Genomic DNA, 16,593 nt, shown 5'->3' on the forward strand with positions numbered 1-16,593 from the left:
ATTCACTTAGTAGCCGGAATTGAGGGTATTTTATGCAGCATTCTGTTTCAGTAACCTGTTGTGCGCTATTGGTAAGCAGCATTTCATTATCCTGGGCTGCTGATGTTCCCAGCGGAACGGTACTGGCAGAAAAACAAGAACTGGTGCGTCATATCAAAGACGAACCGGCGTCATTGGATCCGGCAAAGGCCGTCGGGCTTCCTGAAATTCAGGTTATTCGTGATTTATTTGAAGGGCTGGTCAACCAGAATGAGAAGGGCGAGATTGTGCCCGGTGTTGCCACTCAGTGGAAAAGCAACGATAACCGTATCTGGACGTTTACGCTGCGCGACAATGCGCAATGGGCAGATGGTACGCCGGTAACGGCGCAGGATTTTGTCTATAGCTGGCAGCGTCTGGTTGACCCGAAAACGCTGTCGCCGTTTGCCTGGTTTGCTGCGCTGGCGGGTATTAACAACGCACAGGCGATAATTGATGGAAAAGCCTCGCCAGATAAGCTCGGCGTTAGCGCGATCGATGCGCGTACATTGAAGGTCCAACTGGATAAACCGCTGCCATGGTTTGCCAATCTGACGGCGAGTTTTGCTTTCTATCCGGTACAAAAAGCTAATGTTGAGAGCGGTAAAGATTGGACCAAACCGGGTAATCTAATTGGTAACGGCGCTTATGTGCTCAAAGATCGCGTGGTGAACGAAAAACTGGACGTTGTGCCGAACACGCATTATTGGGACAACGCCAAAACGGTGCTGCAAAAAGTCACCTTCCTGCCTATTAACCAGGAATCGGCAGCGACCAAGCGCTATCTTGCTGGTGATATCGATATTACCGAGTCGTTCCCGAAAAACATGTATCAGAAACTGTTGAAGGACATCCCGGGCCAGGTTTATACCCCGCCGCAGCTTGGCACTTACTATTATGCCTTTAATACCCAGAAGGGGCCGACTGCCGACTCACGCGTGCGCCTGGCGCTCAGCATGACTATCGATCGTCGCCTGATGGCGGAGAAAGTTCTGGGTACCGGCGAAAAGCCCGCATGGCATTTTACGCCGGATGTAACGGCAGGGTTTGTGCCGGAACCTTCACCGTTTGAGCAAATGAGTCAGGAAGAGCTGAACGCGCAGGCGAAAACGCTGCTGCGTGCGGCGGGCTATGGTCCACAGAAACCACTTAAACTGACGTTGCTGTATAACACCTCTGAAAATCATCAGAAGATCGCTATTGCTGTTGCGTCTATGTGGAAGAAAAATCTCGGCGTTGACGTGAAACTGCAAAACCAGGAGTGGAAAACTTATATCGATAGCCGCAATACCGGTAATTTTGATGTGATCCGCGCCTCGTGGGTGGGCGATTACAATGAGCCATCTACGTTCCTGTCGCTATTAACATCAACCCATACGGGCAATATCTCCCGCTTTAATAATCCGGCGTACGATAAAGTGTTGACCCAGGCAACCCTGGAGAATACGCAGAAAGCACGCAATGCTGATTATAACGCTGCGGAGAACATTCTGATGGAACAGGCCCCCATTGCGCCGATTTATCAGTACACCAACGGGCGTTTAATTAAACCGTGGCTGAAAGGGTATCCGATTACTAACCCTGAAGATGTGGCTTATAGCCGCACAATGTATATTGTGAAGCACTGATATCGCTGGCCTGTTCGGGACGTTGCATTGGCGATTTCCCGAACAGACAAGGCTGTAGGGAAGGTGGGTCATGAAAGCAATGGAAAAGTATCACCCAATAGAATGGGTTACACTGTATAAATACGAATGTCGTGCGCCTGAAACGCCGTGGCATACTCTTTGCTGATATTTTCCTCGACGACAATTACATCGATATTGCTACTTTCGGTAACGACATAACGGGCGACGGCCGGGATCTTTTCAGCCGTCAGCGCGACAATGGTTTCATTACACTGTTTGATCACCGCTTTTTTGAACTCACAATCCGCGTAATCAAATCCGGTTAAGCCGGATTCAGGCGACATCGCGCAGCCGCCAATAAATCCCTGATCGAATAAAATGCCCTGCACCTGCGAGATAGCGGTGGCACCCACGCACCCTCCAGAAGATCGTTGCACCGCGCCGCCCAGCATAATGACGTCAAACAGTGGTTTTTTTAGTAAAACGGCGGCAATCTCCGGGGAATTTGTTACCACGGTTAACGCCAGCTCGGCGGGTAGGGCTTCAGCCATCGCCAGATTAGTACTGCCCGTGTCGATAAAAATGCAGCTTCCGGATTTGACCATCCGGGCGCATCTCTGCGCGATGTTGCTCTTTTTCGCCACATTAATACTCTTGCGCACGGTGATGTCTTCGGATTCAGGGAGTGCAATGACTGCGCCGCCATAGACTTTTTTACACACGCCATCTTTACTCAGTTCATGCAGATCGCGACGGATTGTATGTTCCGAAACGCCTAACCTACTGGCGAGTTCGGAACAGATGACTCTGCCGTTTTCCTGCAAGATCTGATAGATAAGCGCCTGGCGCTGTTCAGGGAATGCTGCGTAATCGAGCATCAATACTCCAGTGAAATAAACATCGAGCAATAACAAGCATAATTGTGCATTATGGTTCACGATGTCAACATCCCTTTAGGGAACCTATTGTTTGGATACAACAAGAAGAGGTTAGCTATGAAGGTTGCGCATGTGGCGTTATGGACACGGGATCTTGAGCAACAAGCTCAATTCTGGGTCACGTTTTTTGACGCAAAGATCAACGAAAAATACTGCAGTAAAACCAATCCTGGATTTGAATCCTATTTTGTCAAAATTGGTGAGGATATCGCGATTGAGTTAATGACTAAGCCTGGACTGACAAAACATGCTCCCGACAATAACACCTCAGGCTGGGTGCATCTCGCCATTTCAGTTGGCGGCAGTGAAAACGTTGATGCCATGGCGATGCGTGCAAAAGAACAGGGGATATTAGTTTCTGGCCCGCGCACCACCGGTGATGGCTATTACGAAGCGGTGATACGCGATCCTGACGGCAACTTGATTGAAATTGTGGCCTAAGGCTTCACGCCATCTCCAGTAGAAATGTTGTACCTGTTACCGACTATTGATGAGCATGATTCATAAGGTTGTCCTTCTTTTCACCTCTAATCACCCGCCTGTCGAGTCTCTATAATTTTTATAGTTTTCAGCATCGGTGGCGCGTGCTGCCACCGTTTTGGAGAGTCGAAATGCAAAATCAACGGAATACCGTCTCCAGCGCCGGCGCGGAGATTATGAGTCAACAATTTGATGGTAACAGCGTCTTTCCTCGCGGAGAGAAAAATGAAGCGTATGCGAAATATTTCACTGGCGACAGCTATCTGACTATGCTCTCCATGGAAGGCGTGGTCATTGGTAACGTAGCATTTGAGCCGGGCTGTCGTAACTTCTGGCATATCCATCATCAAGGGGGACAAATCTTGCTGGTGACCGGCGGCAGAGGCTGGTATCAGGCGTGGAATCAACCGGCGCGCGAACTGAAAACTGGTGATGTCGTACACATCCCGGCGGGAATGAAACACTGGCACGGTGCCGCGCGTGATAGCTGGTTTGCCCATATCGCTGTGGAAATCCCGGCAGCTGGCGCATCGAACGAGTGGCTTGAACCGGTAAGCGACACTGAGTACAACCTGCTCCCCTGAGCTGTGCGGGGCACGCGTTCTGCAGGTAAAGAATCCGATGCCCGAAGTGAATCACTTTGAGCTGATTATTGATACAGTCCCGTATCTACATGACCTGAATCCGTATATTCCAACGCTGGCGCTGGTACTGCTTTGTCATTGATATTGCCTCATTGAAATAAGTGCAGAAAAAAGACGCGGATTTCCGCGCCTTTTCTTTTGTTAGTGTGTCGATGGCGATACTTCAGGATTATCCATATACAGCGTCTGGCTGGGGAACGCAAAGTCGGCGTCGTGTGCCTTGACTATCGAAATAATCTTTAAATAAACGTCCTGCTGTACCGCAAGCCATTCCTGCCACACGGTGGTTTTCGTGAAGCAATACACCATGATATTCAGCGATGAATCGGCGAATTCATTAAAATAAACCAGCAGGGTTTGTTTCTGGTCTATTCCCGGATGGTTTTGCAGCATTTCTCTGACCGACTCGACAACGGCACTGACTTTATCAGCATCTTCATATCGTAACCCGATCACCGTTTTGATGCGGCGATTCGTCATCCTTCCTGGGTTTTCTACGCTGATAGAGGAGAAAATCGAGTTCGGGACATATAACGGACGATGATCGAAGGTGTTTATTTTGGTCATTCGCCAGCCGATTTCCGTAACTGTACCTTCAATATTGCGGTCCGGGGAGCGGATCCAGTCGCCGATGCTAAAGGGTCTGTCGAAGTAGAGCATAATCCCTGAGAAAAAGTTGCTCAGAATGTCTTTGCCTGCCATACCTACAGCGATACCGCCGATGCCGCCGAAGGTTAACAGGCCGGATAAGCTCATACCGAAATGTTCGCCATACAGCAAAATGATGGCAACCACGATGGTAATCTTGATGATTCGCGACAGGATCCTCGCGCTGGTGATATCTCTGCCTTTATTAATCTGCGTCTTTTCAAACTGATTAATTACCAGAAAAAGTTTGATGGTAAGGATCAGCGCAATCAACGAGGTGCAGATAAAGTCGACCACGCTGGAGGAGATAAATTTCAGGCTGTAATTTTCGATAACGTTATTAGCAATACTGCCTAACGTCCCGATGATAATGGCATAGACAAGAAATTGCGCGGCATGAAATATGAATCCTTTGCAGCGACGCTCTCCACGATGATACCAGACGCTCATCAGAACCAGCGCGGCACAGCAGCTGAGAATTACCGTCAAATTAAACGCATTATTTATAAACAGTTCAGCGATCATGATTCTTCCAACAGCTCCGTGGTAGTGGAATATCTTCTGATATCCTAATCCTCGAATATTTTACTCAGTTCTGGCGGTCAGATCATTAATCCATAGGGGAGATATATAATGCAATTAGCGCTATTTTCGGCGAAATAGCGCTGGTATCCACCCTGAAAGCGGTTTATGTAGCAGACAGTCAGTTGATGTCATGGTATTGTTAGCGCAAAGTAACAAGGTTTTCATCAGCAAAAGGACAGTACTATGATCATGGCTAAGCTGAAGACAGCGAAGGGACGGAAGTTTTTGTTGTGCCTGCTTGGGGTGTTTATTATCGCAGCGTCGGTCGTGACGCGAGCGACGATCGGTGGTGTGATTGAACAATATGACATTCCGCTATCCGACTGGACCGCTTCAATGTACGCTATTCAATCGGCAATGATTTGTGTCTACAGCATGGTGTTTACGATTCTGTTGGCTATCCCGCTGGGAATCTATTTCCTCGGCGGCGAAGAGCAACACTAAGCGTTTGTTATGCCGGATGAGATCGCCATCCGGCATTGAGTTGTGTGGTTAATCGTCTTCTTCATCATCCAGTTCAACTGGCGTCTGATATTCATCCGGCTTGATGACCAGCAGGTCGCAGCGTAGGTGATCGATAACCTGTTCAGCGGTGTTACCAAGGAACGCGGCAGAAATACCGGTACGACCGACGGTACCCAGTACTACAATACCCGCCTGCAAGTGCTCGGCTAAATCAGGAATGACCTCTTCAGGCAATCCTTTTTCAACGTGCGTCACTTTCTCATCGATACTGAATTTCTGGCGCAATGCCTTCATGGCCAGCAGATGCTGTCCACGGATCGCGTCGTTATAAACGCTGGGGTCAAACTCAGGTAGTTCAATTGCGATATTGATTGGCGTAACAGGGTAGGCGCCAACCAGATGCACTTCAGTATGGTTAACCTGTTCTGCTAGTTGCAGCGTCTCTTTGACCAGTTTTTCATTGAGCGCGTTGTGATAAGGCTCTTCACTGGCGAGGTTCACCGCAACCAGCGCTTTACCCTCTTCAGGCCATGGCTGATCTTTAACCATCCATACCGGGCTTGGACATTTGCGCAATAAATGCCAGTCGGTAGGGGTGAAAATTACGGCTTCGAGGCGGTCGTGTTGGTGTGCCATTTTGAGGACCAGGTCATGCTGAGCGCTAATGACTTCCTGGATGATGGCTTCAAAGGGACGGTTATGCCATACCACTTTAATTTCAAGAGGGATCCCTGCTTCGATGTAGTATTTTGCTTGTTCACGGATCCATGCTGTTCGCTGGCTGATGACCCCCTGACGCATTGCCGTACGCTCATCGGGCGACAGCAGGGTAGTCATCTCGTAGGAAAAGTCATAGATTGGCAAAAAGGCTTTAATTTTGCCACCAATCCGTTGATGCAAATAAACAGCTCGCCGTAATGCTGGTTGATCGTCCTGGTTTGGATCGATGACGACCAGCATATTTTTATACATAGCCATACAGGGTCTCCTTACAACTGTCATCGCAGTTTGTAATTAAAAGAGTAACCCAATAATGTGGATTGAAACAGGGGAGAACCTCCTGCCAGATCAATAAATCGGGAAAATTTAGCGATTTGACAGAAGGATAACAGAAATGCTTGCGGAAAGATTACGCAACGTTACGCGTGTGGCCAGCAAGAACTGCCAGCGCGTCGCTATTCTCAATAGTAATGTATTTGCCTTTCACTGCCAGCATACCGCTTTTCTGGAAACGACCCAACAGGCGGCTGATGGTTTCAACCGTCAGACCCAGGTAGTTACCGATGTCGCCGCGGGTCATGGTCAGACGGAACTCACGAGGCGAGAATCCGCGCTGGGCAAAGCGGCGAGACAAGTTGTAGATAAAGGCCGCCAGGCGCTCTTCTGCATTTTTCTTCGACAACAGCAGGATCATATCCTGGTCGCCTTTGATTTCGCCACTCATCAGACGCATCATCTGCTGACGCAGATTCGGCATTTTTCCGGACAGGTCATCAAGGGTTTCGAAAGGAATTTCGCAAACCATTGAGGTTTCCAGCGCCTGGGCAAAGCTCGGGTGATGTCCGCTGCCAATCGCGTCAAAACCGACCAGATCACCCGCCAGATGGAAGCCGGTAATTTGCTCATCGCCTTGTTCGGTAATGGTATAGCTTTTAATCGTTCCGGAGCGGATAGCGTAGAGTGATTTAAGTTCATCACCTGCTTTAAAGAGCGTTTGCCCCTTTTGGATAGGCTTTTTGCGCTCGATGATGTTATCGAGCTGGTCAAGCTCATGCTCGTTAAGTGTGAACGGGATGCAAAGCTGGCTGATGCTGCAATCCTGGCAATGGATAGCACAACCGCCAGACTGAATGCGCCGTATAATTCGCTTTTCCGGGATCATAGGTCTGCTCAAGCCGTAATTGATATTTGTCAATTTTAACATCTTTTTGGTGAGCACGTAAGCCTGAGCTACTCCCAATAGAGAATAATTCAGGTATAACCGGAATGAATGTTTGTAACTCCTTGATTAACCGCATTAAATTTGTGGTCACATTATGCGAAAGTGTGACGGATAAGGCATTAATTGCCTGGAATCTAGAGTAGCAAATAACCTTCGTGACGCAATAACCACTCTTTTCGCTGCACGCCGCCAGCATATCCAGTCATGGTGCCGTTACGCCCAATGACGCGATGGCAGGGGACCACAATGCTTACCGGGTTGGCGCCATTGGCCGCACCGACGGCTCTTGCTGCACCGGGGCGCCCTAACTGTTCGGCCAGTTGACCATAGTGCATGACTTGCCCACACGGGATAGTGCGTAATACTTGCCAGACTTCACGCTGGAAAGGCGTGCCAGCCGTTGCCGTTTCCAGCGTGTCAATAATGCTGAGATTCCCGGCAAAATACTCCGACAGTTTATCGCTTAATCCGCCAGGGTTTTTGGCTGTAATACGCTGATAACCTTCTGTGCGGTAATGAATATCCAGCAATTGTTCCATGCGATCGCGGTGCTGATCCCATTCCACTGCGCGCAGGCGAAATTGCTCATCACAAATAACCCACAGCGGGCCCAGCGGCGTGTCGATGGTGTCTTCCAGTAAGTTCAGCATCCGTTTCTCTCATTACAGCGTTCAGGCGAGGTTACACATTATCACGGCAGCAACAGTTGCAGCTATACCCCTAAAAACGGATATCTGTATGTCGTGAGTAGATCTTTTCAGCGGAGCGAGCCAGGTGAATTATTGGAAATAATCGTAAACCGTTGTCGGTATAATAGTGCGCGGTTATGATAATGCTCGTCGTAATTCGCTGGAGGAAGAAACATGAATCTTGATGATGCTTCGCTGTTTCTGGATGCTATGGGGGATGTCCAACCACTGAAGGGCTGCGCCGATGTACACTGGCAGCCAACGCGTAATATCCGCACTCCGGCGCGTATCGATACGCTTCAACTGGATAACTTTCTCACGACGGGGTTTCTCGATATTATCCCGTTGAACGAGCCGCTTGAGTTTCGTCGCGAAGGTTTACAGCACGGCGTGACTGACAAACTGCGAACCGGAAGATATCCGCAGCAGGCGAGCCTTAATCTCATCCGCCAGCCCGTAGAAACATGCCGCCAGATGCTATTCAGTTTTATTCTACAGGCACAGCAAGATGGATTACGTAACGTGCTGGTGATACACGGTAAGGGGCGTGACGATAATGCTCATGCCAATATTGTTCGCAGCTATGTGGCGCGCTGGCTGACAGAATTTGATGACGTCCAGGCCTACTGCGCCGCTTTGCCGCATCACGGCGGCAGCGGGGCATGCTATGTGGCATTACGTAAAACCGCGCAGGCAAAACAGGAAAACTGGGAGCGTCACGCTAAGCGCAGCCGCTGATCAACGTATTCATCAGGCGGCCAGTACTCTGTTCCTGCCTTCGTGCTTGGCTTTGTACAACGCGTCGTCCACGCGTTTGAATAATTCATCAATACTTTCGTTCGTTTCGTGCCGCGCAACGCCAATGCTGACGGTAAAGCGGGGAAGACCAGGGAGAGTAACCTTGGCTACCGTTGCGCGGATCACTTCTGCAAGATTGAGGGCGACATCCAGCGAGGTTCGCGGTAGCAGCAGCACAAATTCTTCACCACCCCAGCGAAAAATAAGATCGTCTTTTCGTGCACAGGATTCCAGCGTGCGGGCCAGAGCGCAAAGCACTTCATCGCCTTTTAAATGACCGAAGAGATCGTTAATGCTTTTAAAACGATCGATGTCGATCAACAACAGACTGTAGTCCTGCGTCAATGATACCGCATGCGTCTGCTCCGGCTCGGTTACCTGATAAAAATGTCGGCGATTAAGTAATCCCGTTAAAGGGTCACGCAGAGCGGCATGCTCAAGCTCCTGTTCCAGCCGTTTTTGTTCGGTAATGTCATGAATAATGCACAACATGAGTTTATTACCGTAAATTTCAATCGGTCCGGCGTAGGTTTGCACATGACGTGAGGTGCCGTCTGCCAGTTTATGGACAAAGTGCAAAGGCTTATGGCCGCCGGGCAGATGGGCGATTTCATGCATCACCGGCAATATATGGCGGCCCAGCATGTTGATCTCCCAGGTATGTTTCTGGCACATCACATCAAGGTTGTAACCATAAAAATTCAGGGCACTGAGGTTTGCATCAACGATCAGGCCATCGCGGGACGGATCAATCAGTAACATTGGCGCGGAGTTGGTCTGGAAAAAACGCGCATAAAAGCCCTGTTTTTTTCGTTGATAAGTTGCTGAACGGCTGGCTTTCAGACCTTGCGCAGTAGGCGTTTCAATGCCTTCGAAAAGGATAACATCCCCCACGCCCGGCAGAGATTTAATGGACAGGCGGCTAGCCAACGCGATTTCCTCACCATCGCGGTAAACCGTGAGGATCTCAACAACGTGATGATGATTGCTCAAGTCACTGAGATACATGGTTAAATCATGTTGAGAATGCGTTGAGAATATGCCCTTGCGCAGTGGGGAAAAACAGAGATCCTGCATTAGCTCACGTGCAACGATATTAGCGAACACCAGTTCTTCAGTTTGTGGCGAAACAATCCACACCGGAAAGGTTAACAAATCCAGTGAATGCAGCTCGGTTGTGCTCATCGATAATCCCGTTATCTTTATCTGCTGTGTTGCCCGTTTAATGGCGAATATTTTAGATATTACAGTCTCACAAAGTTATTGATTGTCGGTGAGACAAGGGTTGTACGACTGGCTTTTGTTTGATGCTGTTTTCTGGTTGTATCAGTTCATGAATCTTATGCGCTGGCAGCGGTTTTGCAAACAGGAAACCTTGCAGCATGCTACATCCCATCTGGGTAAGAAGTAATTCCTGCTCCTGGGTTTCTATTCCTTCAGCCACCACGCGCATATTCATGGAGTGAGCTATGTCAATAATGGTAGACACAATTTTTGTATTTTTACTGTTCTCGCTAATATCTTTGACAAATATCCTGTCGATTTTTAATTCCCGTGCCGGAAGTGACTTCAACATCAGTATATTTGAATAACCAGTGCCGAAATCATCAATAGAAACGGTGATCCCCAAAGCAGAGAAAGCATTCAGGATTTCAATACTGCGTTTTAAATTTTTAAGTGCAGTGCTCTCCGTGAGCTCCAGCGTGAGACAGGCAGGTGAAAGTTGGTATTGCGCCAGGGCGTTGCAAACAACATCAATAATATCATGCTGTTCAAACTGGGCGGGGGAGAGGTTAACGGCGAGCGTCCATTCTGTATTCCCTTGTAATGTCCACTGATGCAACTGCAAACATGCCTGTTGGATAACCCATTTGCCGACGGGAATAATCAGGCCCGTTTCTTCCAGCGCAGGCAGAAATTCAGCCGGTAGCAGCATGCCGCGCTCCGGATGATGCCAGCGTAATAATGCTTCAAAACCAGTCAGGGAATGATCTCCGGCGGTATATTTAGGCTGATACCATAGCTCAAACTGGTTGCGTTCAAGCGCTTGTGAAAGTTCCTGTAGAAATGTCGGCGGCGTATCAGCGATAGCTTCCATCTGGGGACTATAAATAGCCCAGCCGTTTCTGCCCGCCTGTTTGACATGATACATCGCCATATCGGCCTTCACTTTTAGCTCATGCAGTGTCGAGCCATGTTCGGGATAAATACTGCTCCCCGCACTTAACGAAACCCGAATGGTATGACCGAATAAGGTAAAGGGGTCACCGATCGCATCTGAAATTTGCGCAAGCAAGGCGGAGATAGCCTGCGGGTTGCAGTCTGGAACCAGCAGGATAAATTCATCTCCCCCCAGTCTTGCCAGCGTCATTGAGTCATCAAGGCAACTGTAGATACGCTGTGTACTGGCAATCAGCAGTTGATCACCGATGTGATGCCCCCAGGTATCGTTAACGACTTTAAAACGATCGAGGTCGATAAATACCAACGCGAAATGCTGTTGATGCAATTTGGAATGCCGCAGGCAGGCCTGTAAGCAGGTATCAATTTGCGTTCGATTAGCTAGTCCGGTCAGCGCGTCGAAGTGGACCTGATGTTCAAGCTGGCAGTTCAACTGATGCAGGTTGTCAGCCAGTCGGGAAGTGCGCAGTTGTGAATCCACCATCGAGACGACCAGCATGATACCCAAAATAATCAGCGTGACGGCGCAGACCCAGACAGAGAGTTCCAGCGTACTGAGCCCATCGTGCGCAGTGTGTCCAAAATGGGTGAACGTTGCCGCTCCCATACCGGTGTAATGCATAGAAGCAATTGCCAGCGCCATAATAAGGGCAGCAATAAGTCGGTTAATCAGCACGCGACGGGTGTTTTGGCGTAAATGGAAGGCCAGCCATAAACCTACGCCAGACGCAACGACGGCAATAATTACAGAGAGCAAAATCAGCGAGCGATCCCATGAGATGGCCACATGTTCGATAATGGCATACATGCCAACGTAGTGCATCGTGACAACGCCGGCACTCAATATGCTGGTGGCAATGACCAGTCGTTTTGTTGATAACGTATTACCGGAAATAGCGATATTGATGGCGAGGGTTGCAGAAATGAGCGCAATAAAGAACGAAAACGCGGTGAGTGATAGGTGATAATTGATCGGCATAGTCATTTTCATGGCCAGCATACCGATAAAATGCATCGACCAGATCCCCATACCCAGCGTAGCGCCGCCAGATAGCCGCCAGAAGGTAGATTCACGTTTGCTGGAGATTGCTACCTTACCCGCACTGTCGAGGGCAATAAAGGAGGCAATAAATGCGACAACAAAGGAAATCCCAATCAATACAGGGTCCCACGACACGTGCAACATCTTGCTACCTATCGAAAAAAAGCCGTGATGATAAATCTAGCAGGTTTTGTCCAGTTAACCTGATAAAACCAGGAATGTTCTTGTGTTTTTACAATGAGTATTAGAGCGAAGGGCAAGATATTGAAAATGACAAGCCTTTACTTATATAAACATTCATAAAAACTATGTTTCTGTGTGTTTTATGCTCGTCACGTGCTCGCCATCACAATAATCTGATGGTGGGGAACATTACCGCCATTGGTGGGATAAAGTGCTGAACTATTATGAATGGCCAGTGTAATTTATTGACTTAAGTAAAAGGTCTGTTGGCTCTCATTGAAAGTTCAGCTTTCGTCACAGAGCAATGGAAATCTGTATTGCAGATGCTATAAAAATAACATCCACGTTATTTCTTGGTGCACAGGGTTAAAATGTTAAATGATATTAGCGTCAGAACCTTTATTATTTTATTTCTGCTCATTACGGCGGTTGTGCTCAATGTTGTTGAAATGATTTTTTCGGCTACCCCAGAAATTATTATTGGCACTAATGCGGTAAGCATTATTTCTATATTATGTTTGTGGTGGTACATGACGAAATATCTGGTCATGCCGATTAATACGGTTAAAAGAAGCATTGAAGAAGTAACATCCGGGAATCTGGCAATCAGTATTCCCGAATTTGGTAATAACTGTGCGGGTAGACTAATTCCTGGCATCAATAGTTTATCAAGTAATATTTCAGCACTCGTTAATGAGATCAGAACATCCTCGCAAACGGCGATGGCGCTTTCTGAACAGCTGGCGGAACGCAGCGCCGAGCTTTCAGTGAAAACAGAACAGCAATCCGGAGCATTAATGCAGACGGCTGCCAACATGGATGAAATAGCGGTTAATACGCGGAATAATGCTGATAACACGCAAATAGCCAGCGCCCAGGCAACAATTGCCACGCAATGCGCACGTCAGGGTGGCGAATTAATGGTGCAGGTTGCGACAAATATGCGTTCAATTACCGAATGCGCACAGCAAATGACAGAAATTATTACGCTGATAGATGGTATTGCATTCCAGACCAATATTCTGGCATTGAATGCTGCTGTGGAAGCTGCAAGGGCCGGTGAACATGGCAAAGGTTTTTCTGTGGTGGCCGGTGAGGTAAGAATGCTTGCACACCGCAGTGCAGATGCAGCTAAGAATATTAAGGAAGGTGCGAATAAGTCACCAAACGCAAAAAACGCCTATGTAAGTGATTGAATTTAATTGACTAAAAGTTTCATTTTCGTTGCGGAGGGTACTTATTCGCACCCTCCTTAAGCAACTGATTGCCCAAACCCATCAAAATGTTCAGCAAGGCGCTGCTATTGTGCGTGAAGCTGAGAAAAACATGCATGATATTGTCGGGGGGGCCGGGCAATTAAACCAACTGATGGGCGAGATATTAACCACTACGCAGGAGCAGGAGAAAGGAATAATCAGAATTACCCATGCTCTGGCCGAACTGGAGAACGTCACCCAAAGTAATGCCATTATGGTTGATGAGCTTTCTGACTCCTCAGGTATCCTGAAAAACCAGGTGATTGACCTTCAATCGCGAACGCATAAATTTCGCTTAAGTCATGCGCTTGAATCAGAGAGACGCCAGCGGGCCTGAGAGGGGCATCTCGTAACCAGCGCCGCATTCGTCGGCGCTTTTCTTATTATCAGATACTTTTTATGAATCATTTCAGCACAATGGGACAATGAGATATTGCTTAACATATTCTGACAGCTAAATAGATGCGCGGAATAGTAGATCACTGAAAGGGAACTCAGCCCGGATTGTGCGATCTGATCAATCGCCAAACCAACCAAAACCACCAACCGGACTGAGCGATGCCGATCATAGCACCAATACCCCGTGGCGAACGACGCCTGATGCAGAAAGCTATTCATAAAACGCGCGATAAAAATCATGCCCGCAGACTCACGGCCATGCTGATGCTTCATCGGGGTGAACGGGTCAGCGATGTTGCCAGAACTCTCTGTTGTGCTCGTTCATCCGTTGGTCGCTGGATTAACTGGTTTACGCACTCAGGTATTGAAGGCCTGAAATCCTTACCCGCAGGGCGCTCCCGACGCTGGCCTTTTGAACATATCTGCACCCTGTTACGTGAGCTGATAAAGCATTCTCCCGGCGATTTTGGTTATCAACGTTCACGCTGGAGCACCGAATTACTGGCATTAAAAATCAATGAGATAACCGGTTGCCAGTTACATGCAGGAACCGTTCGCCGCTGGTTGCCATCTGCGGGGCTTGTATGGCGCAGGGCCGCGCCAACTCTGCGTATCCGTGACCCACATAAAGATGAAAAGATGGCGGTAATCCACAAAGCGCTGGATGAATGCAGCGCAGAGCATCCGGTATTTTATGAAGATGAAGTGGATATCCACCTTAATCCTAAAATCGGTGCGGACTGGCAGTTGCGCGGACAGCAGAAACGGGTAGTGACGCCGGGGCAGAACGAAAAATACTATCTGGCCGGCGCACTGCACAGTGGCACGGGTAAAGTCAGCTACGTGGGCGGCAACAGCAAAAGTTCAGCGCTGTTTATCGCTCTGCTGAAGCACCTGAAAGCCACTTACCGGCGGGCGAAAACAATCACGCTGATCGTTGATAACTACATTATCCATAAAAGCCGCGAAACACAGCGCTGGTTGAAAGCAAATCCCAAGTTCAGGGTAATTTACCAGCCGGTTTACTCGCCGTGGGTGAATCATGTGGAACGGCTATGGCAGGCACTTCATGACACGATAACCCGTAATCATCAGTGCCGCTCAATGTGGCAGTTACTGAAAAAGGTCCGCCATTTTATGGAAACCGCCAGCCCATTCCCCGGAGGAAAACATGGTCAGGCAAAAGTGTAGCGGTATTAGGCGCAGCTATTTAGACTAACGAAAAAAGCTGAATGTTTGTGGAGGCGCTGTGGAAGCCATTAAGGGAACGGATGTTAATGTGCCGGATGCCGTGTTTGCCTGGCTGTTGGATGGCCGTGGTGGGGTGAAGCCACTGGAAGATAACGATGTTATCGACAGTCAACACCCCTGCTGGCTGCATCTTAATTATACCCATCCTGAAAGCGCGCAATGGCTGGCGACAACGCCTTTACTTCCCAATAACGTGCGTGATGCGCTGGCGGGTGAAAGCACGCGCCCACGCGTAAGCCGGGTAGGGGAAGGTACGTTGATTACGCTGCGCTGTATTAACGGCAGCACCGACGAGCGACCTGACCAACTGGTTGCGATGCGCTTATATATGGATGAACGTCTGATTGTCTCAACGCGTCAGCGTAAAGTATTGGCGCTGGATGATGTGGTCAGCGATCTCCAGGAAGGCACGGGAGCGGCTGATTGTGGTAGTTGGCTGGTGGATGTTTGCGATGCACTAACCGATCATGCCAGTGAGTTTATCGAACAACTGCACGATAAGATTATCGATCTGGAAGATAACCTGCTTGATCAGCAGATTCCGCCGCGTGGTTTCCTGGCATTGCTGCGTAAGCAGTTAATTGTGATGCGCCGCTATATGGCGCCTCAACGCGATGTCTATTCCCGGCTGGCGAGCGAACGTTTTTCCTGGATGACCGACGACCATCGGCGGCGGATGCAGGATATCGCTGACAGGCTAGGGAGAGGGCTGGATGAAATAGATGCCTGTATTGCCAGGACCGGTATTATGGCGGATGAAATTGCGCAGGTTATGCAGGAGTCTCTGGCTCGCCGAACGTATACAATGTCATTGATGGCAATGGTTTTTCTTCCCAGCACATTTTTAACCGGGCTGTTTGGCGTTAACCTCGGCGGTATCCCTGGCGGTGGCTGGCAGTTTGGCTTCTCACTTTTTTGTATTCTGTTAGTGGTCCTGATTGGTGGTGTTACTTTATGGTTGCATCGTAGTAAATGGTTGTAACAACAACGTTTTTTAGTGACTTTTGCGCATGAAAACGTCCTGGTTTTTGAGCGAAGTCAATAAACCATCTACCTATTCGGGGCAATATCTCTCTCGCAGGTGAATGCAACGTCAAGCGATGGGCGTTGCGCTCCATATTGTCTTACTTCCTTTTTTGAATTACTGCATAGCACAATTGATTCGTACGACGCCGACTTAGATTAGTCGGCTTTTTTTTGCCTGCAGGAAATCAGCGTCTACCCTAAAAGAGCCAACCTGAATAACTGGAGGGGTATATGAACTGTCTGATTGCAACGCCGCACACTGATTCGCTACCGACCGACCCGGTTCCCATTCCCGATCCCATACCTCGTCCGCAGCCAATGCCGGATCCCCCACCGGATGAAGAGCCGATTAAATTGTCGCATCGCGGGCGCAGATCTGCGAGGATACGCGCCTGCTGATTGTGAGTTTTTACCGCGAGA

Annotated in this window: 15 protein-coding genes and 2 pseudogenes; 10 read left to right on the forward strand and 7 right to left on the reverse strand. The window is 48.7% G+C overall.

Annotation, left to right across the window (positions count from 1 at the left end):
- Positions 1-32 precede the first annotated feature (32 nt).
- Positions 33-1,646: a murein tripeptide ABC transporter substrate-binding protein MppA gene (mppA, locus tag HV037_RS11770; RefSeq protein ID WP_016153209.1), complete on the forward strand. Its 1,614-nt coding sequence runs from the start codon at positions 33-35 to the stop codon at positions 1,644-1,646.
- A 107-nt stretch (positions 1,647-1,753) separates the two neighbouring features.
- Here the strand turns inward: mppA and HV037_RS11775 are convergent, their stop codons facing one another.
- Positions 1,754-2,524 carry a DeoR/GlpR family DNA-binding transcription regulator gene (locus HV037_RS11775; RefSeq protein ID WP_065554831.1) on the reverse strand — a complete coding sequence of 257 codons (771 nt, stop codon included), beginning with the start codon at positions 2,522-2,524 and terminating at the stop codon, positions 1,754-1,756.
- A 117-nt stretch (positions 2,525-2,641) separates the two neighbouring features.
- Here HV037_RS11775 and HV037_RS11780 point away from each other — a divergent pair, with 117 nt between their 5' ends.
- Both HV037_RS11780 and HV037_RS11785 read left to right on the forward strand, forming a co-directional pair.
- On the forward strand, positions 2,642-3,025 hold the full coding sequence (locus HV037_RS11780) for a VOC family protein (protein WP_047358107.1): 384 nt from the start codon (positions 2,642-2,644) through the stop codon (positions 3,023-3,025).
- A 215-nt stretch (positions 3,026-3,240) separates the two neighbouring features.
- Positions 3,241-3,648: a cupin domain-containing protein gene (locus HV037_RS11785; RefSeq protein ID WP_029139554.1), complete on the forward strand. Its 408-nt coding sequence runs from the start codon at positions 3,241-3,243 to the stop codon at positions 3,646-3,648.
- 201 nt (positions 3,649-3,849) lie between these two features.
- Here the strand turns inward: HV037_RS11785 and HV037_RS11795 are convergent, their stop codons facing one another.
- Positions 3,850-4,881 carry a mechanosensitive ion channel family protein gene (locus HV037_RS11795; protein ID WP_016153205.1) on the reverse strand — a complete coding sequence of 344 codons (1,032 nt, stop codon included), beginning with the start codon at positions 4,879-4,881 and terminating at the stop codon, positions 3,850-3,852.
- 243 nt (positions 4,882-5,124) lie between these two features.
- Between HV037_RS11795 and HV037_RS11800 the strand changes: the two genes are divergently transcribed.
- Complete coding sequence (locus HV037_RS11800) at positions 5,125-5,385, forward strand: DUF2534 family protein (protein WP_003020403.1); 261 nt, start codon at positions 5,125-5,127, stop codon at positions 5,383-5,385.
- A 48-nt stretch (positions 5,386-5,433) separates the two neighbouring features.
- Here the strand turns inward: HV037_RS11800 and uspE are convergent, their stop codons facing one another.
- The 3 genes from uspE to ogt all read right to left on the reverse strand — a co-directional run bounded on the left by uspE (position 5,434) and on the right by ogt (position 7,998).
- Positions 5,434-6,384 (reverse strand): universal stress protein UspE, encoded by a 951-nt coding sequence (gene uspE / locus HV037_RS11805; protein WP_016153204.1) that lies wholly within the window; start codon positions 6,382-6,384, stop codon positions 5,434-5,436.
- Positions 6,385-6,535: 151 nt separating this feature from the next.
- Positions 6,536-7,288, reverse strand: a complete 753-nt coding sequence (gene fnr / locus HV037_RS11810) for a fumarate/nitrate reduction transcriptional regulator Fnr (protein ID WP_003020397.1) — start codon at positions 7,286-7,288, stop codon at positions 6,536-6,538.
- A 194-nt stretch (positions 7,289-7,482) separates the two neighbouring features.
- Positions 7,483-7,998: a methylated-DNA--[protein]-cysteine S-methyltransferase gene (ogt, locus tag HV037_RS11815; protein ID WP_103928244.1), complete on the reverse strand. Its 516-nt coding sequence runs from the start codon at positions 7,996-7,998 to the stop codon at positions 7,483-7,485.
- Positions 7,999-8,211: 213 nt separating this feature from the next.
- Here ogt and smrA point away from each other — a divergent pair, with 213 nt between their 5' ends.
- Positions 8,212-8,775: a DNA endonuclease SmrA gene (gene smrA, locus HV037_RS11820; protein WP_053388543.1), complete on the forward strand. Its 564-nt coding sequence runs from the start codon at positions 8,212-8,214 to the stop codon at positions 8,773-8,775.
- A 12-nt stretch (positions 8,776-8,787) separates the two neighbouring features.
- On the opposite strand, the gene HV037_RS11825 is transcribed toward smrA, so the two are convergent.
- Positions 8,788-10,020 (reverse strand): sensor domain-containing diguanylate cyclase, encoded by a 1,233-nt coding sequence (locus HV037_RS11825; RefSeq protein ID WP_181500351.1) that lies wholly within the window; start codon positions 10,018-10,020, stop codon positions 8,788-8,790.
- Between the two features lie 67 nt (positions 10,021-10,087).
- Entirely contained in the window at positions 10,088-12,202 is a 2,115-nt protein-coding gene (locus HV037_RS11830) for an EAL domain-containing protein (protein WP_181500352.1), read from the reverse strand.
- Between the two features lie 410 nt (positions 12,203-12,612).
- Between HV037_RS11830 and HV037_RS11835 the strand changes: the two are divergent.
- The 5 genes and pseudogenes from HV037_RS11835 to HV037_RS11855 form a co-directional block, all read left to right on the forward strand.
- Positions 12,613-13,386: pseudogene (locus HV037_RS11835) on the forward strand (methyl-accepting chemotaxis protein); the annotation flags it as partial.
- Between the two features lie 106 nt (positions 13,387-13,492).
- Positions 13,493-13,834 (forward strand): annotated as a pseudogene (locus HV037_RS24760) (methyl-accepting chemotaxis protein); the annotation flags it as partial.
- A gap of 221 nt (positions 13,835-14,055) precedes the next feature.
- On the forward strand, positions 14,056-15,087 hold the full coding sequence (locus HV037_RS11845; protein WP_032425611.1) for an IS630-like element ISEc33 family transposase: 1,032 nt from the start codon (positions 14,056-14,058) through the stop codon (positions 15,085-15,087).
- Between the two features lie 58 nt (positions 15,088-15,145).
- Positions 15,146-16,129 (forward strand): zinc transporter ZntB, encoded by a 984-nt coding sequence (gene zntB / locus HV037_RS11850; RefSeq protein WP_016153198.1) that lies wholly within the window; start codon positions 15,146-15,148, stop codon positions 16,127-16,129.
- A gap of 275 nt (positions 16,130-16,404) precedes the next feature.
- Complete coding sequence (locus tag HV037_RS11855; RefSeq protein ID WP_016153197.1) at positions 16,405-16,572, forward strand: hypothetical protein; 168 nt, start codon at positions 16,405-16,407, stop codon at positions 16,570-16,572.
- Positions 16,573-16,593: the final 21 nt, after the last annotated feature.

Source organism: Citrobacter sp. RHBSTW-00017 (assembly GCF_013797615.1).
Lineage (GTDB): Bacteria > Pseudomonadota > Gammaproteobacteria > Enterobacterales > Enterobacteriaceae > Citrobacter > Citrobacter braakii.